The organism is Actinomadura miaoliensis (assembly GCF_039536785.1).
Lineage (GTDB): Bacteria > Actinomycetota > Actinomycetes > Streptosporangiales > Streptosporangiaceae > Spirillospora > Spirillospora miaoliensis.
On record NZ_BAAAZG010000042.1, the window covers coordinates 121,368 to 140,400 of the forward strand.

Annotated in this window: 17 protein-coding genes and 1 pseudogene; 13 read left to right on the forward strand and 5 right to left on the reverse strand. The window is 73.2% G+C overall.

The window, feature by feature from the left end; translation table 11 throughout:
• Positions 1 to 19 precede the first annotated feature (19 nt).
• Complete coding sequence (locus tag ABD811_RS27590; RefSeq protein ID WP_344953361.1) at positions 20 to 1,573, reverse strand: aromatic amino acid ammonia-lyase; 1,554 nt, start codon at positions 1,571 to 1,573, stop codon at positions 20 to 22.
• 224 nt (positions 1,574 to 1,797) lie between these two features.
• On the opposite strand from ABD811_RS27590, the pseudogene ABD811_RS27595 reads away from it, so the two are divergent.
• The 4 genes and pseudogenes from ABD811_RS27595 to ABD811_RS27610 form a co-directional block, all read left to right on the forward strand.
• A pseudogene (locus tag ABD811_RS27595) lies at positions 1,798 to 2,544 on the forward strand (ABC transporter ATP-binding protein); the annotation flags it as partial.
• An 89-nt stretch (positions 2,545 to 2,633) separates the two neighbouring features.
• Positions 2,634 to 3,401, forward strand: coding sequence for an ABC transporter permease (locus tag ABD811_RS27600; protein ID WP_425549468.1), 768 nt, complete (start codon positions 2,634 to 2,636; stop codon positions 3,399 to 3,401).
• The gene (locus ABD811_RS27605; protein ID WP_344953363.1) at positions 3,398 to 4,162 is read left to right on the forward strand and encodes an ABC transporter permease; all 765 of its coding nucleotides are present in this window, start codon (positions 3,398 to 3,400) and stop codon (positions 4,160 to 4,162) included. Before ABD811_RS27600 ends, ABD811_RS27605 begins: the two co-directional genes overlap by 4 nt.
• Positions 4,159 to 5,073: an ABC transporter substrate-binding protein gene (locus ABD811_RS27610; RefSeq protein ID WP_344953366.1), complete on the forward strand. Its 915-nt coding sequence runs from the start codon at positions 4,159 to 4,161 to the stop codon at positions 5,071 to 5,073. The genes ABD811_RS27605 and ABD811_RS27610 overlap by 4 nt, the downstream gene beginning before the upstream one ends.
• Before the next feature lie 57 nt (positions 5,074 to 5,130).
• Here the strand turns inward: ABD811_RS27610 and ABD811_RS27615 are convergent, their stop codons facing one another.
• A complete protein-coding gene (locus tag ABD811_RS27615; protein ID WP_344953368.1) occupies positions 5,131 to 5,907 on the reverse strand; it encodes an IclR family transcriptional regulator in 777 nt (258 codons plus the stop codon).
• A gap of 127 nt (positions 5,908 to 6,034) precedes the next feature.
• On the opposite strand from ABD811_RS27615, the gene hutH reads away from it, so the two are divergent.
• The 4 genes from hutH to ABD811_RS27635 are packed head-to-tail and all read left to right on the forward strand — an operon-like array spanning position 6,035 to position 11,832.
• Positions 6,035 to 7,579 carry a histidine ammonia-lyase gene (hutH, locus tag ABD811_RS27620; RefSeq protein ID WP_344953370.1) on the forward strand — a complete coding sequence of 515 codons (1,545 nt, stop codon included), beginning with the start codon at positions 6,035 to 6,037 and terminating at the stop codon, positions 7,577 to 7,579.
• A gap of 15 nt (positions 7,580 to 7,594) precedes the next feature.
• Positions 7,595 to 9,271, forward strand: coding sequence for a urocanate hydratase (gene hutU, locus ABD811_RS27625; protein ID WP_344953373.1), 1,677 nt, complete (start codon positions 7,595 to 7,597; stop codon positions 9,269 to 9,271).
• A 4-nt stretch (positions 9,272 to 9,275) separates the two neighbouring features.
• On the forward strand, positions 9,276 to 10,472 hold the full coding sequence (locus ABD811_RS27630) for an allantoate amidohydrolase (RefSeq protein WP_344953375.1): 1,197 nt from the start codon (positions 9,276 to 9,278) through the stop codon (positions 10,470 to 10,472).
• A gap of 10 nt (positions 10,473 to 10,482) precedes the next feature.
• The gene (locus ABD811_RS27635) at positions 10,483 to 11,832 is read left to right on the forward strand and encodes a formimidoylglutamate deiminase (RefSeq protein ID WP_344953378.1); all 1,350 of its coding nucleotides are present in this window, start codon (positions 10,483 to 10,485) and stop codon (positions 11,830 to 11,832) included.
• On the opposite strand, the gene ABD811_RS27640 is transcribed toward ABD811_RS27635, so the two are convergent.
• The 3 genes from ABD811_RS27640 to ABD811_RS27650 all read right to left on the reverse strand — a co-directional run bounded on the left by ABD811_RS27640 (position 11,816) and on the right by ABD811_RS27650 (position 14,437).
• Positions 11,816 to 13,063 (reverse strand): acyltransferase family protein, encoded by a 1,248-nt coding sequence (locus tag ABD811_RS27640; RefSeq protein WP_344953380.1) that lies wholly within the window; start codon positions 13,061 to 13,063, stop codon positions 11,816 to 11,818. The genes ABD811_RS27635 and ABD811_RS27640 overlap by 17 nt on opposite strands.
• A 37-nt stretch (positions 13,064 to 13,100) precedes the next feature.
• Entirely contained in the window at positions 13,101 to 13,838 is a 738-nt protein-coding gene (locus ABD811_RS27645) for a S1C family serine protease (protein WP_344953383.1), read from the reverse strand.
• Between the two features lie 302 nt (positions 13,839 to 14,140).
• Complete coding sequence (locus ABD811_RS27650; RefSeq protein ID WP_344953385.1) at positions 14,141 to 14,437, reverse strand: GYD domain-containing protein; 297 nt, start codon at positions 14,435 to 14,437, stop codon at positions 14,141 to 14,143.
• Between the two features lie 323 nt (positions 14,438 to 14,760).
• Here ABD811_RS27650 and ABD811_RS27655 point away from each other — a divergent pair, with 323 nt between their 5' ends.
• The 5 genes from ABD811_RS27655 to ABD811_RS27675 all read left to right on the forward strand — a co-directional run bounded on the left by ABD811_RS27655 (position 14,761) and on the right by ABD811_RS27675 (position 19,004).
• Complete coding sequence (locus ABD811_RS27655) at positions 14,761 to 15,996, forward strand: helix-turn-helix domain-containing protein (protein ID WP_344953387.1); 1,236 nt, start codon at positions 14,761 to 14,763, stop codon at positions 15,994 to 15,996.
• 174 nt (positions 15,997 to 16,170) lie between these two features.
• The gene (locus tag ABD811_RS27660) at positions 16,171 to 16,518 is read left to right on the forward strand and encodes a hypothetical protein (protein ID WP_344953390.1); all 348 of its coding nucleotides are present in this window, start codon (positions 16,171 to 16,173) and stop codon (positions 16,516 to 16,518) included.
• On the forward strand, positions 16,515 to 16,721 hold the full coding sequence (locus ABD811_RS27665) for a hypothetical protein (protein ID WP_344953392.1): 207 nt from the start codon (positions 16,515 to 16,517) through the stop codon (positions 16,719 to 16,721). The genes ABD811_RS27660 and ABD811_RS27665 overlap by 4 nt, the downstream gene beginning before the upstream one ends.
• A 250-nt stretch (positions 16,722 to 16,971) precedes the next feature.
• Entirely contained in the window at positions 16,972 to 17,847 is an 876-nt protein-coding gene (locus ABD811_RS27670) for a hypothetical protein (protein ID WP_344953395.1), read from the forward strand.
• An 80-nt stretch (positions 17,848 to 17,927) separates the two neighbouring features.
• Positions 17,928 to 19,004, forward strand: coding sequence for an RNA ligase (ATP) (locus ABD811_RS27675; protein ID WP_344953520.1), 1,077 nt, complete (start codon positions 17,928 to 17,930; stop codon positions 19,002 to 19,004).
• The last annotated feature ends 29 nt before the right edge of the window (positions 19,005 to 19,033 follow it).

Below are 19,033 nucleotides of genomic sequence, written 5' to 3' on the forward strand. Positions count from 1 at the left end.
TCCGTGGCTCGGTGCGGCGCTACGGCTCCTGAGGGCCGAGAGGGGGGAGAGGCCACGGGGCCGGCGGGCCGTCCTGAGACGGGGTCGTGCCGGGCGGCGCGGTGGCCTGGCGCAGGGTGCGGGCCAGGCGGGGCAGCAGGTCGGCCGCCGACGCGATGTCGGTGTCCAGGGGCCGGTCCTCCACGCGCGCGTCCAGAACGCCGGCGGCAATGTCGTAGGCGGCCCTGAGCGGGCCGCCCGCGGGGGCGCGGCCCTGCATCCGCAGCGCCCGCACGGCCGCGACCAGCTCGCAGCCCAGCCCGATCCGGTACGCACCGAGCGCGTCGGTGGTGGCGCGCGACGACTGCGTCGAGAAGCCCGCGTGCTCCTCCACGCCGCGCGACAGCACGGCGCTGCCCAGCGCGGCGGGCGTGGCCAGACGGCGGACGTCGGCCAGCGCCGAATGCGCCACGTACTCCAGGATCATGATCCCCGAGGACGCCTCCGTGGCGCCCTGGAACGGGTACAGGCCGGTGAACGACGGCTCGGCCAGCGTGCCGAGACGGGCCGCCGACAACGCCATGGTCTGGAACAGCGCGGCCCGTACCGAGTCCAGGGCCAGCCCCACGTAGGCGGTGTGGAAGTTGCCGTTGTGCCAGACCGTGCGGCCCGCCACGTCCACCAGCGGGTTCTCGGCGCGGGCGTTGATCTCGCGGGTGACGGTGTCCTCGGCGTAGGCGGCGGCCTCCAGCGCCGGGCCGTGCACCTGCGGGAACGCCCGGTAGCCGTACGGGTCCTGGATGCGCGCGGGCGTGGGCTGCTCGTAGGCGAGCAGGGTGCGCATCGCGTCGGCGACCTGCTGCTGGCCCGGGTGCGGGCACGCCTCCTGGACGGCCGGGGAGTACGGCTCCTCCGACCCGCGCACCGCGAACAGCGACAGCGCCGCCACGACGACCGAGGCGTCCAGCAGTTCGCGCAGGTCGGTGACGGCCAGCGCCGCCTCGCCGAGCGTGGCCGCGTTGGAGCTGATGAACGCCAGCGCGTCCGCCGAGCGCAGGGTGAAGCCGGGGCCGCGCTCGGTGCCGCCGTCCGCGCCGCCGCCCAGCCAGGCCCGCTCGCCCAGCAGGCACAGCGCGGTGGACGCCAGCGCGGTCAGGTCGCCGGTGCCGATCGCCCCGTACACCGGCACGGGCGGCAGCAGGCCCAGGTTGAGCACGTCGGCGAGGGCCTGCAGGACGCCGGGGTCCACGCCCGAGCCGCCCGCGGCGATCTGGTTGAGCCGCACCGTCAGCATCGCCCGGACGATCTCGGGGGCGACCAGCGGGCCCGCGCCGGCGGCGTGGCTGCGCAGCAGCCGCAGGCCGTGCGCGTCGGCGTCCTCCCACTCCACGTCCACGACGCGGTTGGCGCCGACCCCGGTGGTGCGGCCGTACACCGGTTGGGCGGCCGCCACGTCCCGGGCCACCCGCCAGGCCGCTGTGGCACGTTCCACACCGTCCTCGGCTATGGCGATCGTCACGTCGCCGCGTGCGGCCCGGGTGACCTGGGCACAGGTGAGCGATGTGCCATCGATAACGATTCGGCTGTTTTCCACGCCCTCACGGTACTTTCCGTATTTTTCAGGTAGTTATGCTTCGGTGACGGGGCGGGCCGGTCTGGCGGCCATGGCTCCGGCGGTATCGATTGACTACCGTGAGGTAAGGACGTACCCGAGCAAAGCGTTACGGAGCAGGCAGCCGCCACCAGGACGATGACACCCACCGGACAACCCACCGGACACCGCGGCGTCGCCCCGACGCCCACGAGGACGTGACCACCTTGATCACCTTTGCGGGCGTGACCAAGCGCTACCCCGACGGCACGGTCGCCGTCGACCATCTGGACCTGGAGATCCCGGCCGGGCGGATCACCGTGCTGGTCGGCCCGTCCGGCTGCGGCAAGACCACCACGCTACGGATGATCAACCGGATGGTGGAGCCCAGCGAGGGCACCGTGACGGTGGACGGCCGGGACGTGCGCGGCGTCGACCCCGCCACGCTGCGCCGCGGCATCGGCTACGTCATCCAGCAGGCCGGGCTGTTCCCGCACCGCACGATCGTCGACAACATCGCGACCGTGCCGTACCTGCTGGGCTGGGACAAGAAGAGGGCCCGCGCCCGGGCGCACGAGCTGATGGAGCGCGTCGGCCTGGACCCGGCGCTGGCCCGCCGCTACCCCGCCCAGCTGTCGGGCGGCCAGCAGCAGCGCGTCGGCGTCGCCCGCGCCCTGGCCGCCGACCCGCCGATCATGCTGATGGACGAGCCGTTCAGCGCCGTCGACCCGATCGTGCGCGCCGGCCTGCAGGAGGAGTTCCTGCGGCTGCAGCGCGACCTGGAGAAGACGATCGTGTTCGTCACCCACGACATCGACGAGGCGGTCAAGCTGGGCCACCGCATCGCGGTCTTCCAGGTCGGCGGCGTGCTGGCCCAGTACGCCACCCCCGACGAGCTGCTGGAGCGGCCCGCCGACGACTTCGTCACCGACTTCCTCGGCGGCGAGCGCGGCATCCGCCGCCTGCGCTTCTTCCAGGAACTCGACGCCGAGGACTCCGCCGCCGGCACCGCCGGGGACGCCGCGGCCGAGGGCGAGGGCGGCCGGACCGCGGCGGCGGGGCGGTGAACGCGCTGGCGGCGGCCGCCGCCGACGGCGAGCCGCTCATCCGCTGGGACTGGATCTCGCGCAACCTCGGCGGCTCCATCGCCGAGGCGTTCCGCGAGCACCTGGTGCTGTCGTTCACGCCGGTGCTGCTCGGCCTGCTGATCGCGCTGCCGCTCGGGCTGGCGTGCGCGCGCTGGTCGCGGCTCTACCCGGCGGTGCTGGCCGCCACCAGCGTGCTGTACGCGGTGCCCGCCATCGGCCTGTTCGTGATCTTCGTGGCGTTCACCCAGCTCACCTACACCACGGTGATCGTCCCGCTGGCGCTGTACACGCTGTCGGTGCTGGTGCCGAGCGTGGTGGACGGGCTGCGGTCCGTCCCCGACCACGTCCGCCAGTCCGCCGAGGCCATGGGCTACCGGCCGCTGCGGCGGCTGCTGCGGGTGGAGCTGCCGATCGCGCTGCCGGTGGTGATGGCCGGGCTGCGGGTCGCCACGGTCGCCAACATCAGCCTGGTCAGCGTGGGCGCGCTCATCGGCATCGGCGGTCTCGGCCAGCTCATGGTCACCGGGATGAAGTGGCCCGGCGGCGGGTTCACCACCCCGATCGTCGTGGCGATCGTGCTGATCATTCTGCTGGCGCTGGTCGCCGACCTGCTCCTGCTGCTCGTCCAGCGGCTGCTCACCCCCTGGGAGCGGGCCGGGCGCCGCGGGAGACGCGCCGCGCGCCGCGAGGCGGCCGCCGAGCCGCGCCGGGCGGCCGTGACGAAGGGCGGGGGCGCCGCGTGAACGTCATCTGGAACTCCCTGGGCTGGTTCGGCGAGGCGGGCCGCTGGTCGGGCCCCGACGGCATCCCGGCCCGGCTGCTGGAGCACCTGTGGTACTCGCTGCTGGCCTTCGCGATCACCGTGGCGATCGCGCTGCCGCTGGGCCTGGTGCTGGGCCACCTGCGGCGCGGCCGGGCCGCCGCGGCCGCCGGTTTCCTGGTGATGTCGTCGGCGAACGCGGCGCGCGCCCTGCCCACCCTGGGCCTGCTGATCCTCGCGGTGATCATGACGTCCGCCGGGGACCTGGTGCCGATCCTGGTCCCGCTGGTCGCGCTGGCGATCCCGCCGGTGCTGGTCAACACCTACGCCGGGGTCCAGCAGGTGGAGGCGGGGCTGCGGGACGCGGCCGAGGGCATGGGCATGACCGGACGGCAGGTGCTGGCGCGGGTGGAGCTGCCGGTGGCGATGCCGCTGATCCTGCTCGGCCTGCGCACCGCGCTGATCCAGATCATCTCCACCGCCACCATCGCCGCCTACGTGGGGCTCGGCGGACTCGGACGCTACATCGTCGACGGCTACTCCCGGCAGGACTACGACAGCATGGCCGGCGGCGCGATCCTGGTGATCGCGCTGGCGGTCGTCACCCAGCTGGCGTTCGCCGCCCTGTACCGCGCCGCGGTCTCGCCGGGCGTGCGTCCGGGAGCCCCCCGCCGCACAGAGCGTCCCGGAACGAAGCGGCGCGCGCGGAGCGCACCGCCTGTGAGGAAGGAAACCCTCCCATGACCCGGATGATCCGCGGGGCGGCGCTGCTGGCCGCCGCCGTGCTCGCCCTGTCGGCCTGCGGCGGCGGAGGCGGTGACGACAACCCGCTGAGCGGCGGCGGAGGCGACGGGAGCACCATCACCATCGGCGGCGCCGACTTCCCCGAGAGCGGCCTGATCGGCGAGATCTACGCGCAGGCGCTGGAGGCCAAGGACGTCAAGGTCGAGCGCAAGTTCGGCATCGGCTCCCGCGAGGTCTACATCAACCAGGTCAAGAGCGGCGCGATCCAGGTCTTCCCCGAGTACAACGGGGCGCTGCTGGCCTACGTCGACAAGGAGAACCCGGCCAGCACCAGCCAGGAGGTGGACGCCGCGCTCAGCCAGAAGCTGCCGCCCGAGCTGGAGATCCTCAACCCGGCGCCGGCCGAGAACAAGGACACCCTGGCGGTCACCCAGGCCACGGCCACCAAGCACAACCTCAAGACGATCGCGGACCTCAAGCCGGTGGCCAAGGACATGGTGCTGGGCGGCCCGCCGGAGTTCAAGACACGCAAGCAGGGCCTGGTCGGCCTGGAGAAGGTGTACGGGCTGAAGTTCAAGGAGTTCAAGTCCCTGGACACCGGGGGCCCGATCACCGTGTCCAACCTGAGCAAGGGCCAGGTCCAGGTGGCCAACCTGTTCTCCACCGACGCGGCGTTCAAGAAGAACGGCTTCGTCGCCCTGCAGGACCCCGAGAACGTGTTCGGCGCGCAGAACGTGGTGCCGCTCGTCTACAAGTCCAAGGTGAACGACACGGTCCGCAACGCGCTCAACGCGGTGTCGGCCAAGCTCACCACGGAGGGGCTGCTGGAGATGAACGCCGACATGTCGGAGAACAAGACCGACCCGGCCACCGTCGCCAAGAACTGGCTCGGCAAGAACGGCCTCGCCTGACCGGCCTCCTCGCACAGCCACCCGAACGGGCCCCGCGCCGACCGGCGCGGGGCCCGTTCACGTCGGCGGAGAAGCCCTGCCGCCCAGGCGGGTGGTGAGGTCGGCGGCGATGGCGCGGACGCGTTCGGCCAGCCACGGCCAGGACTCCTCGGGGCGGCGCTCCCGCCGGAACGTCACGGCGACCGCGGCCGTGGGATGGCCGGTGTGGTCGAACGCGCAGGCGGCGATGCTGGCCAGCCCCTCGGTGATCCAGCCGTCCTCGTACGACCAGCCGCGCCGCGCGTCGACGGCCAGCACGCGGCGCAGCTCGCGCAGCGACGCCGGGCCCCGCCCCGTCCGGTGCACGAACGGCGCGGGCCCCGGGAACAGCGCGCGGACCTGGGCGGCGGGCAGGTGCGCCAGCATCGACCGTCCGCTGGCGGTCAGCTGCGCGGGCATCCGCACGCCCACGTCGGTCACCAGCGTCTCGGGCCGCGGCGGCTGCTCCTTGAGCAGGTAGAGCGTCTCGGCGCCGTGCAGCACGCCGAGCTGGGCGGTCTCGCCGACCCGGTCGACCAGGCGGCGCAGCAGCGGGCGGGCGAGCCGCTCCAGCGGCCCGTGCCGCAGGTAGGCCGAGCCGATCTCGAACGCGGCCACCCCCAGGCCCCAGCGCCGCTCCTCGGGCAGGTACGTCACGAACCCGTCCTCGGCCATCGCCGCCAGCAAGTGGTACGTGCTGGAGCGCGGCACGTCCAGGTGACGCGCGATCGCCGACGCCGGAAGCGGACCGGCGGACGCCGCCAGCAACCGCAGCACCGCCAGCGCCCGCCGCGCCGCCGGCACCTGCTCGCCCATCGCGCCCCCCTCGTCCGGATGACCCTCGTCCGGATGACGCCATTGTCTCGTATGTCAGACACAGCGGCCGTTCGGGGGCTGGGGAGCCGGGGCTCGGCGCGCTCCAATGGTGGGTATGGATTTCGGCATGGGGGGCGCAGTCGTCGAGGTCGGCCCGGAACCGCTGGCCTTCGACCAGGTGGTGGCCGTCGCGCGGGACGGGGCGGCGGTGGCGCTGTCGGACGAGGCGCTGAAGCTGATGGCCGCCTCCCGCGCCCACATCGAGGAGCTGGCGGCCCGTCCCACCCCCGTCTACGGGGTGTCCACCGGCTTCGGGGCGATGGCGACCCGGCACATCGAGCCCGAGCTGCGCGAGAAGCTGCAGGTCAACGTGGTGCGTTCGCACGCCGCCGGGTCGGGCCCGGAGGTGGAGCGCGAGGTCGTCCGGGCCATGATGCTGCTGCGGCTGCGCACCCTGGCCAGCGGGCACACCGGCGTCCAGCCCCGCACCGCGCAGACCCTGGCCGCGCTGCTCAACGCGGGCATCACCCCGGTCGTGCACGAGCACGGCAGCCTCGGCTGCTCCGGCGACCTGGCGCCGCTGTCGCACGTCGCGCTCGCGCTGATCGGCGAGGGCACGGTGCGGGACGCGTCCGGCGGGCTCCGCCCGGCCGCCGAGGCGCTCGCGGACGCGGGCATCGAACCCGCCGTGCTCGGCGCCAAGGAGGGCCTCGCGCTGATCAACGGCACGGACGGCATGCTCGGCATGCTCGTCCTGGCCATCGCCGACCTGCGGTGCCTGCTGACGGCCGCCGACCTCGCCGCCGCGATGAGCGTCGAGGCGCTGCTCGGCACCGACCGCGTGTTCGCCGCCGACCTGCAGGAACTGCGGCCGCATCCCGGGCAGGCCGTGTCCGCCGCCAACCTGCGGGCCCTGCTCGCCGACTCGCAGATCATGGAGTCGCACCGCGGCCCCGACTGCACCCGCGTCCAGGACGCCTACTCGCTGCGCTGCTCCCCGCAGGTGCACGGCGCGGCCCGCGACACCCTCTCCCACGCCGAGCTGGTCGCCTCCCGCGAGCTGGCGTCCGCCATCGACAACCCGGTGGTGCTGCCGGACGGGCGGGTGGAGTCCAACGGCAACTTCCACGGCGCGCCCGTCGCCTACGTCCTGGACTTCCTGGCCATCCCGGTCGCGGACGTGGCGTCGATGTCCGAGCGCCGCACCGACCGCATGCTCGACCGCGGCCGCTCCGGCGGGCTCCCGGCGTTCCTGGCCGACGACCCCGGCGTCGACTCCGGCCACATGATCGCCCAGTACACGCAGGCCGGGATCGTGTCCGAGCTCAAGCGGCTCGCCGCGCCCGCCAGCGCCGACTCCATCCCCAGCTCGGCGATGCAGGAGGACCACGTGTCCATGGGCTGGAACGCCGCCCGCAAGCTGCGCCGCGCCGTGGACGGCCTGGCGCAGGTCGTCGCCGTCGAGATCCTCACCGCCGCGCGGGCCCTGGACCTGCGCACCCCGCTGCGTCCCGGGCCCGCCACCGGCGCCGCCGTGGCCGCGCTGCGCCGCCGCGTCCCGCCGCCCGGACCCGACCGCCACCTCGCCCCCGAGATCGCAGCCGCCACCGAACTGGTCCGCGACGGCACCCTCGTCGCCGCCGCCGAAACCGTCACCGGCCCCCTCTCCTGACAAGGAGCGATCGTCATGTCCGCTGGTCCCCGGCCCGTGCGCGCCCCGCGCGGCACCTCGCCCACCGCCGCCAAGGGCTGGCCCCAGGAGGCGGCCCTGCGCATGCTCATGAACAACCTCGACCCGGAGGTCGCCGAGCACCCCGACGAGCTGGTCGTCTACGGCGGGTCCGGCAAGGCCGCCCGCGACTGGGACTGCTTCGACGGCATCGTCCGGTCGCTGACCTCGCTGGAGGGCGACGAGACGCTGCTGGTGCAGTCCGGCAAGCCGGTCGGGATCTTCCGCACGCACGAGTGGGCGCCGCGCGTGCTGATCGCCAACTCCAACCTGGTGCCGCAGTGGGCCACCTGGGAGGAGTTCCGCCGCCTGGAGTCGCTCGGGCTGACCATGTTCGGGCAGATGACCGCCGGGTCCTGGATCTACATCGGCACCCAGGGCATCCTGCAGGGCACCTACGAGACGTTCGCCGCCGTCGCCGCCAAGCGGTTCGGCGGCTCGCTGGCCGGGACGATCACGCTGACCGCCGGGCTCGGCGGCATGGGCGGCGCCCAGCCGCTGGCCGTCACCATGAACGGCGGCGTGGCGATCTGCGTCGAGTGCGACCCGTCCCGCATCGACCGCCGCGTGGAGCACCGCTACTGCGACGTGCGCGTGGACGACCTGGACGAGGCGCTGCGCCTCGCCGAGCAGGCCCGCGACCGGCGGGAACCGCTGTCGATCGGCGTGCTCGGCAACGCCGCCGACATCGTCCCCGAACTCCTGCGCCGCGGCGCGCCCATCGACATCGTCACCGACCAGACCAGCGCCCACGATCCGCTGAAGTACCTGCCGCGCGGCGTGGCGTTCGAGGACTGGGGCGCCGAACGCGACAAGGACCGCGACGGCTTCGTCACTCGCGCCCGCGAGTCGATGGCCGCGCACGTCGAGGCGATGGTCGGGTTCCAGGACGCCGGCGCCGAGGTGTTCGACTACGGCAACGCCATCCGCGGCGAGGCCCAGCTCGCCGGCTACCAGCGGGCGTTCGACTTCCCCGGGTTCGTGCCCGCCTACATCCGTCCGCTGTTCTGCGAGGGCAAGGGCCCGTTCCGGTGGGCGGCGCTGTCGGGCGACCCGCGCGACATCGCCCGCACCGACCAGGCGATCCTCGACCTGTTCCCCGACAACGAGCCGCTGACCCGCTGGATCCGCATGGCGGGGGAGAAGGTGCACTTCCAGGGCCTGCCGTCGCGGATCTGCTGGCTCGGTTACGGCGAACGCGACAAGGCCGGGGCGGTGTTCAACGACCTGGTGGCGCGCGGCGAGATCAGCGCCCCGATCGTCTTGGGCCGCGACCACCTGGACTGCGGCTCGGTCGCCTCCCCCTACCGCGAGACCGAGGGCATGGCCGACGGCTCCGACGCCATCGCCGACTGGCCCCTGCTGAACGCGATGCTGAACACCTCCTCCGGCGCCACCTGGGTCTCCCTGCACCACGGCGGCGGCGTCGGCATCGGCCGCTCCATCCACGCCGGCCAGGTGTGCGTGGCCGACGGCACCGACCTGGCCGCCCAGAAGCTGGAACGCGTCCTCACCAACGACCCCGGCACCGGCGTCATGCGCCACGCCGACGCCGGGTACGAGCGCGCCCGCGAGGTCGCCGCCGAACGCGGCGTCCGCATCCCCATGAACGAGACCACCGCGGACGAGGGCTGACGGCGTGGGCTTCGAGGAGATGTGGTCGGCGCTGCTGCCGGTCGGCCGCGACCCGGACGGCGGCGGATACCACCGGTTCGCCTGGACGCCGCCGGAACTGGAGTGCCGTGCCTGGTTCCTGGACGAGGCGCGCCGCCGCGACCTGGACGTCGAACGCGACCGCAACGGCAACCTGTTCGCCTGGTGGCGCCCGGACGGCGCCGCCGGGCGGGCCGTCCTGACCGGCAGCCACCTGGACTCGGTGCCGGGCGGCGGGGCGTTCGACGGGCCGCTCGGCGTGGTGTCCGCGCTGGCCGCCATCGACCTGATGCGCGAACGCGGCGTGCGCGTCGACCGGCCCGTCGGCGTGGCCGTGTTCGCCGAGGAGGAGGGGGCCCGCTTCGGCGTCGCCTGCCTGGGCTCGCGGCTGCTCACCGGCGCCATCGACCCGTCCCGCGCCCGTGCCCTGCGCGACGGCGACGGCCGCACGTTCGCCGACGTGCTCGCCGCCCACGACCTCGACCCCGACGCGATCGGCCGCGACGACGACCTGCTCGGCCGCGTCGGCTGCTTCGTCGAACTGCACGTCGAGCAGGGCCGGGCCCTGGACGAGCCGGTCGGCGCGGCGAGCGCGATCGTCCCGCACGGGCGCTGGCGGTTCGACTTCACCGGCGAGGGCAACCACGCGGGCACCACCCGCCTGGCCGACCGCCGCGACCCCATGCTGCCGTTCGCGCGCATGGTGCTGGCCGCCCGCGAGGCCGCCGAACGCCACGACGCCGTCGCCACCGTCGGCAAGGTGGACGTGACACCGGGCGGGGTGAACGCCATCCCGTCGTCGGTCGCGGCGTGGCTGGACGCCCGCGGCCCGTCCGACGACGCCGTCCGCCGCACCGTCGCCGACGTGCACGAGGCCGCCCGCGCCGCCGCCGCGTCCCACGGCGTCGCCGTGGAACTGTCCGAGGAGTCCTACACCGAGGTCGTCGGGTTCGACACCTCCCTGCGCGACCGCCTCGTCGCGGCCCTCGGCGGGGTGCCGGTGCTGCCCACGGGAGCCGGGCACGACGCGGGCATCCTGTCGGCGCGGCTGCCGACCGCCATGCTGTTCGTCCGCAACCCGACCGGGGTGTCGCACGCCCCCGCCGAACACGCCGAGACGCCCGACTGCCTGGCCGGTGTCGAGGCCCTCGCCGCGGTACTGACCGACCTCGCGCGCGGGTAGTGATTCCGTTATGCACTGGCATGCCGAGTTCGCCTGGCTCGGCGACCACATGGCCGCCGACGTGCTCATCGAGGCCGACGGTGAACGGTTCACCCGCGTCACGCCCGGCGTCCCCGCCCCTCCGGACGCCCGCCCCCTGCCCGGCCTGACACTCCCGGGCCTGGCCAACGCCCACTCCCACGCCTTCCACCGCGCCCTGCGCTCACGCGCCCAGGGCGACCGCGGCACCTTCTGGACCTGGCGGGAACAGATGTACGCGGTCGCCGAACGACTCGACCCCGACACCTACCGCGCCCTGGCCACCGCCGTGTACGCCGAGATGGCGCTGGCCGGGGTGAGCTGCGTCGGCGAGTTCCACTACCTGCACCACCGCCCCGGCGGGGAACCGTACGACGACCCCAACGCCATGGGGGAGGCCCTGATCGCGGCCGCGGCCGACGCGGGCATCCGCATCACCCTCCTCGACACCTGCTACCTGACCGGCGGAATCGGCCGGCCGTTGCAGGGCCCCCAGCTGCGCTTCGGCGACGGCACCGCGGGCAACTGGGCGCGGCGCGTCGACAGCCTGTACGACCACACCGGCAAAAGCGGCCGCCTGCACGCCCGGGTCGGCGCCGCCGTGCACTCCGTCCGCGCCGTGCCCCGCGAGCAGATCGGCGCCGTGGCGGACTGGGCGCGGCAACGCCGGGCGCCGCTGCACGTCCACCTGTCCGAGCAGCCCGCCGAGAACGAGGCGTGCCGGGACGCCTACGGCATGAGCCCCACGCGGCTGCTCGCCGAATGCGGCGCGCTCGGCGCCCGCACCGTCGCCGTGCACGCCACCCACCTCACCGACGAGGACATCGGCCTGCTCGGCACCACCATGACCGGCGTGTGCATGTGCCCCACCACCGAACGCGACCTGGCCGACGGCATCGGCCCGGCCCGCGACCTGGCCGCCGCCGGATCACCGATCTGCCTCGGCTCCGACCAGCACGCCGTCATCGACCTGTTCGAGGAGGCCCGCGCCGTCGAACTGGACGAACGGCTGCGCACCCGCGAACGCGGCCACTGGACCGCCGGGTCACTGCTGGCCGCCGCCACCTGGAACGGCCACTACGGCCTGGGCTGGCCCGAGGCGGGACGGCTGGAACCCGGCTCGTACGCCGACCTGGTCACGGTCGCGCTCGACTCGCCCCGCACCGCCGGAGCCGGCCCCGACCACCTGGCCGAGGCCGCCGTCTTCGCCGCCACCGCCGCCGACGTCCGCCACGTCGTCGTCTCGGGCCGCGAGATCGTCCGCGACGGCCGTCACCTGCTTGTCGGGGACGTCGCCGCCGCCCTGGACTCCGCCATCACCGCCGTCACGCAGGAGGCTTGAGACCCCGCGCCCCCAGTGCCCTGCCGAACCGCTGGGCCGGAGCCTCGACCCAGCGGTAGGTCACCCAGCTCACCGCCAGCAGCACGACCACGAACACGACGAGCCTGTGCACCTCGTCGCGCCCGGACGTGCCTAGAAACCGGCCGGACAGCATCAGCAGGACGTGATGCACCAGGTAGACGGAGAAACTGATCGTCCCCAGGCCCGTCCACCACCGCGGAAACCGCCGCTCCCGCAGCAGCCACACCCCGGCGAACGACCCGGCCGCCAGCAGCACCGAACCCGTCCAGTAGACCCGGAACCCGGCGACCTGCTCCTCGGGCACGCTGACCTGCGCATGCCAGAGCCCCGCCGCGACCACACCCGCCAGCACCGCCAGCATCGTCCCGGCGGCAGCCCGCCGCCCCATCTGCCCGTGCTCGGCCCGGTACACCACCGTGCCGGTGAACATCACCGCCAGGATCACAAAACCCTCCCAGGCGCCGATCCGGCTGTTGAGCGCGACCAGCAGAACAGCGACGACCCCACCTGCCACCCCTCCGGCGATCCGCACGGCCCCCCGCCCGTACATGGCGAGCCCCACCGCCGCCGCGAGCAGCACAGCCGTACCGAGCACGACCACGCCGATCCCCGCCGTCCGCGAGAACAACGCGACGGGCAGCACCCCACCGGCCACCAACGCCGCGACGACGCACACACCCGCGACCGCCCCCGGCCGCCGGCCACCCTTCACCACGAACAGCGCCACGACCACCAGGTAGAAGGCCATCTCGTACGACAGCGTCCACAGCACGTTGATGGCGTTCGGCACCGCCAGCACGTCCTGCAGCATCGTCACGTGCGCCAGCACCGCCACCACCGGGTCGTAGTCGCCCAGCCCGGCCCGCATCTCGCGCAGCCCCGACACGGCCAGCGCCACCGGCACCGCACACGCCACCGCCAGCAGCGGGTAGATGCGGAAGAACCGTCCGATCCAGAACCGGCGCACGTCCCCGTGACGCTCCAGCGAGACCGGCACGATGTACCCGCTCACCAGGAAGAACAGCAGGACGCCGTACCGCCCGGGGTCGAACCAGCCGACCATCTGCGCCCGCAGCTCCGGCACGTAGTAGAACGACGCGTGATGCAGCGCCACCACCAGCGCCGCCCACCCCCGCAACGCGTCCAGCCACCCCAGCCGCACCGCGACGGCGGTCTCATCAGGACGCGACAGAACAGCGGGGGGAGCCACCCCGCAAGACTAAACGCCCCCGAAGTCACCCAAATCGTCAGCCGATGAGGCGCTGGGCGCCTTCACGCGCCCGGTCGGCGGGGATCGCGAAGCCGATGCCGATCGAACCGCCGCCCCCGCCCCGCATCAGCGTCGCGATCGCGGTGTTCACGCCGATGACCTCGCCGCGCGCGTTGACCAGCGGGCCGCCGGAGTTGCCGGGGTTGATGGACGCGTCGGTCTGCAACGCGGTGCCCCCGGTTCCGCCGTCGCCCATGCGCACCTCCCGGTTCAGCGCGCTGACGATGCCGCTGGTGACGGTCCCCTGCAGGCCCAGCGGCGAGCCCAGCGCGAGCACCGGCTCGCCGACGCGCACCCGCGACGAGCGGCCGAAGGGCAGCGGGGCCGGGCTCTGGTCGGCGGGGATCGCCAGCACCGCCAGGTCGCGGGCGCGGTCGGAACCCACCACGCGCGCCGGGACGCGGCGGCGGTCGGCCAGCACCACGGTGACCCGGCCGCCGTCCCCGACGACGTGCGCGTTGGTCAGCACGCGCCCCTGCCGGTCGATCACGAACCCGGACCCGGCGCCCAGCCTGCCGCCCGACCGCACCTCGATCGACGTCACGCTCCCCTGCACCCGCGCCGCCACGGCGCTCAGATCGCCGGCCGCGCCGTCCGCCGTCCCGGCGGCGGCCTGCGGTGCCGTGGGCGCCGGCACTCCTGCGCTCATCCGCCCGGCGACGCCCCCGGCCAGCCCCCCGACCACCAGCGCCGCCAGCACGACCGCGACGACCACCAGGCCGGCCCCGCTGCTGCGACGCCGCGACCCACCGTAATCCCACGGGTCCGACGGCACGGGCTCCCTGAACGGATCGTCCCGAGGCCACGTAGCAGTGGGAAAGCCAGGACGGCCTGATTCATACGTGCCGTACGGGACGCCGTTGCGGGCGGTCCCCGTACCCAGGCCGTACCCGGGATCTGCGTGCGGTGGGTAACTCATGCGGCTCCTCACTCTCACAAGTGAGTACTCCGCCCCCACCGCACTCCGTTCAACGGGCCACAACGCCCCCTGCCGCCATGCGCCCGGAGCGGTCTGAGTTACCCCTTCGCCTTCGTGACGATCTGGCTTATCTCGTCCCGGCCGAACGCCCGCAGGGTCGTGCTGCGGACGTTGCCCGCCCCGCCGTTCCGCAGCAGCGCCGCGGCGGCCGTTTCGTCATCGGGGGCCTCGATGATCCCCACCAGGTCGTACTGACCCACGGTCCAGAAGAGGTCCACGAGCCTGGCGCCCATCTCCTCCAGCATCGCGGCGAATGTCTCCGCCCGCTTCATGGTGTCCTCGTAGGCCCGGATCCCTTGATCCGTCCAATTCAGCAGCGAGATGTAAGTCGGCACCTCGTCTCACCTCCTGGGGACGACGGCTCAGTCACCGACTCCTACCCCGCGTCCGACCAAGCGAGCCCCCACCACCGGTCACGGTGCCCCCACGTACAACCGCACGACCAAACCGCAGCAGCTCGCGTTCACCGGAACGAGATCGGCTGGCACACCCTCGCCATCGAACACGTCCTGGATCCCCGCCCGCACGTCGGCCCTGGCTTCCTCTGGCGTATCGCCGTAGCCGTAGACGGCGGCGTGTATTCGCGTGGCAAGGGTCTGACGCGCGGGCGGGGTGGCTCGTAGCCTGAAGGCAGCGAGTCTCCAGGAGGTGCGGGCTCATGCGTGGACGTGACATCGATCCGGCCGACCCGGAGCTGTCCGTGGGGCAGCGGGTCCAGTACTTTCGGCGGCGACGTGGCATGAGCCGCGAGATCCTGGGCGGGCTGGTCGGCAAGAGCGCCCGCTGGGTCAAGGCGGTGGAGCGCGGAGAGATCAGGGAGCTCAAGCTGCCGACCGTGCTCAGCCTCGCGGAAGCCCTGCGGCTCCGCGACATCGCACAACTCACGGGCGGCCGACCGCTGCCCACCAGCATGTTCCGTGGCCCCGGCCATCCTGCGCTGCCCGCCGTCCGGGACGCCATCAACTCGGTGTCGGTGTCCATGACCGACCCGCCCAGCCCGTTGGAGCACCTGGAGACGCGGCTGGACGCGGCGTGGCGGGCGCGTCATGCGGCTCCCGACCACCGCACCGTCCTCGGTGCGCTGCTGCCCGACCTCATCAAGGACGCCAAGAACGCCGTGCGCGCGTATGAGGGAGCGGAGCGGCGGCGCGCCCTGTCGCTGCTCGCACGCGTCTACAACCTCGCGCAGTTCTTCCTCGCTTACCAGCCGGCCACCGATCTGTATTGGCGTGTGGTCGAACGGTCGATGATGGCGGCGGAGGAGTCCGAGGACGCGCGCGCGTTCGCCGCTGCCGTGTGGTGCACCGCCCAGGCCCACCGGGACGCGGGCGATTTCGACGCGGCCGAGGCCGTCAATCGCGAGGGGCTCGAACTGCTCAAGCCGCGCATCGATGGCGCGGAGGAGAATCTGTGGGCGCTCTGGGGGGCTCTCCACCACGAAGTGGCCTACACCGCGGCGTGTGGTGGGGAACGGGGCACGGCGTGGCGGTGGTGGGAGAAGGCCGAGAAGATCGCTCAGTCTCTGCCGACCAGCTACTACGAGCCGATGACGTCGTTCAGCAGGGTGATCATGGGGGCGCACGCGGTGACGGTCGCCGTGGAAGCGAGGCAGAGCGGCGAGGCGCGCAGGCAGGCGGTCCGGACGGCCGCCGCCGCAATTCCGTCGCAGCCTCGCAAGGGGCGTCACCTCATCGAGGTGGCACGCGCGTGGCGGCTCGGCGGCGACGAAGAGACGGCGCTGCGCTCGCTCGACGACGCGTACGTCGCCGCACCGGAGACGATCCGCTACAACGGCTACGCCCGCCGGATGGTCACCGAACTGGCCCAGGAGGGGCCGCTCGGCCTCCGGCGAGACGCGCGCGACCTCGCGGACCGGATTGGCCTGCTTGTGTGAGGTCCCTGGTCCCCTGAGGTAGGGGACAACTTCCTGTCCTCCTCGCGCTGCGGGGCGTCCTAACGTCCCGCCATGACAAAGTCACGCAGAGTGATCAAAGTTGGCCGCGGCGTCACATCGAGGCTGGCGGCCGAGTTCCCCGGGTGGGGTGTTGAGTGCCGGGGTGGGGGGTGGGTGGCGCGGCGAAGGCCGCTGGTCGGGGTGCGGTTCGTCGACTTCGTCGTCTCGGAGGTGGGGGCGGACTCGGCGGGGGAGTTGCGGGCGGCGCTCAGGCTGATCACGCGGACGGACGCCGTTGTGCTCGTGCGGCGGCTCGGTCGCGCGCTGGAGGAACGCGGGCGCCGCGTCTATGTGCGTCGCGACATCCTGGTCGCTGTCGACTCGGGTGGCGGTGAGTGGCCGGTCGTCTGGGACGGTGTGCAGTTTCGGTGGGGGGACGGGGCGCCGGTGCCACCCGCCCGTGACATCCAGGAGACCGCGGAGCTGATCGATCGGGCCATGCGGCGGGAGTCGGGGCGGTGATCGGGTTCAGGGTGTTCGGTGTCGACGCCGAGCAACTGCACACTCCGGCGGCGCGGGCTCTCGAAGAGCGGTTTCCGGGGGTGCGGGTCTGGTACGGGCTGGCGACGCGCAAATGGTGGGCGCTGGAAGGAGGGCGGCTGCTCGAAGCCGATACTCCTGAGGATCTCGCGGGGCAGATCGCCTGGATTCGGAGGTTAGCGTGAACGCATCCCCGCGAATCGGAGAAATGCGGGTGACGATTCGGGATGTCCTAAAGAAACCGGGGGCGCGGCATGTGCCTGGCCTGGGGTGTCTAGGGCGGTCGGTGGAAGATCGCTAGTGGTTCCGGCGAATGATCGCCGGATGGTGATCGCATGGTGACGTGATCGTGTCCTTGGTTCGCCGCGCCGGGGGCGGCTCCTGTGATTGTCTCTGCTGCCGGGATTTTTGCAGTACGGGGGATTGGAGCGTATTGTGCGGCGTTTTCTGGTTATAGCCGCGGTCATGGCGGCGCTGGCGGTGACAGGGGGACCGGTGGCGGCCGCGGCGGCCGGGCCGGTCGTCATCCGGGACGACGCCGGGGTGCTGCGGACGGCGTCGGTGCGCCTGGCGGCCGAGCCGCTGCCCATGCCGGTGCGGATCGCCACCGCGCGCACGCCGTCCACCAAGGCGGCCTTCGGTAGCTGGGTGACGAGCCAGCGGACCTCGTCCGACATGCTGGTGATCGGGTACAACCCGTCGCTGGACTACCTGTACTACACGGCGGGGCCGGCGTCCGGGCTCACCCAGACGGACATGAACCTGGCGACGCAGGAGTTCAGCCGTACGGCCAGGAGCACCCGGGACGTGACGTTGAGCATCAACGCCCTGCTCCGCCAGTTGCGCTCTTCGGCGCCGAGCTCATCGCCGACGCCGCCGTCGTCGCAGGCCGTGCCGACGGCGCCGTCCGTGACGACGCCGACCTACGACACCGACACCACCTACACCGGGTCCCGGCGGCGCGGCAAGGGGATCGGCAAGCTGATCGTGTTCGGGATCGGCGCCGTGGTCGTCCTCGGAGTCGGTGCCGTGGGGGCGCTGGTCAAGGGCAAGGGCAAGCCCGCGCCGGCTCCCGTCGCCCAGGCGCCGGTCCCGGCGGCGGCGCCGATGCCCGGTGTCCCGCCCATGCCGGGCCCGGGGATGCAGCCGGCGGCGCCCTATCCGCCGCAGCCCGCCGCGTATCCGCCCGGCGGGGGCGTTCCGCCGGCCCCGCCGCAGGCGTACCCGCCGGTGCCTCCGCCCGCGTACGGCTATCCGCCCGCGCCGCCGCAGCAGCCGGGTCACGGCGGTCAGCCTCCGCACGGCTGGTAGCGCGAAAAACGCGTTGCCGCGATCACGCGGAGTCCGGACACTCGTTGGCGTAGATCGCCCCGGTTCGAGAAAGGGCCATGATGTCCACGCTGCGGGTCACCGCCGAACAGCTGACCATCCACCCGCACGACAACGCCGACGCGCTCGAACTGGCGCAGGTCGGCCTCTACCGGGCGGTCGTCGCCAAGGGCCGCTACCAGACCGGGGACTGGGCGCTCTACATCCCCGAGGGGGCGCTGCTGCCGGACGAGCTGATCGAGGAGCTCGGCCTCACCGGCAGGCTGGCGGGCTCGGCGAAGAACCGGGTCAAGGCGGTCCGGCTGCGCGGCGAGCTGTCGCAGGGCATCGTGTGCGTGCCCAAGGCCGTGGACGGCGTCGACCTGGCCGAGGCGCACGCGCAGGGCCGCGACTTCGCCGCCGAGCTGGGCGTCACCAAGTGGGTGCCGCCGATCCCGGTGCACATGGCCGGGGAGGTCGAGCCCGCGCCCGACCTCATCCCGTGGATCGACATCGAGGACATCAAGCGGTACCCGAAGCTGTTCGAGCCCGGGGAGCCGGTGGTGGCCACGGAGAAGATCCACGGTACGGCGTGCGCGTTCACGCTGGTCGGCGGCGAGGCGTACGTCTCCTCCAAGGGGTTCAGCGCCAAACGGATGGCGATCAGGCGGGACGCGTCCAACCTGTATTGGCGGGCCGTGGAGGCTTACGGCGTGCCCGAGGCCGCCGCGCGGATCGCCGAGCGGCTGGGCGCCGAGCGGGTCGGCGTGTTCGGCGAGGTGTACGGCAACGGCGTGCAGGACCTGGCGTACGGTGCCGACGCCAAGGGCGAGCGTCCCGGCTACGCGGTGTTCGACGTCGCGGTCTCCGGCGACGACGGCAACGTGCGCTGGCTGGACCCCGCCGAGCAGGCCGAGATCCTCGACGAGCTGGGTCTGCCGCGCGTGCCCGAGCTGTACGCGGGGCCGTACGACGCCGACGTGCTGATGGAGCTGGCCACCGGCAGGGAGACCGTGTCCGGCGCGAGCGCCCACCTGCGCGAGGGCGTGGTGGTGCGGACCGCCACGGGCCGCTACAGCCCGGTGGTGGGCGGCCGCGCGATCGGCAAGTTCGTCTCGCCCGCGTACCTGACCCGCAAGGGCGGCACGGAGTACGAGTGAGCGCCTCCGGCGGTCCGTCTCACATGCCA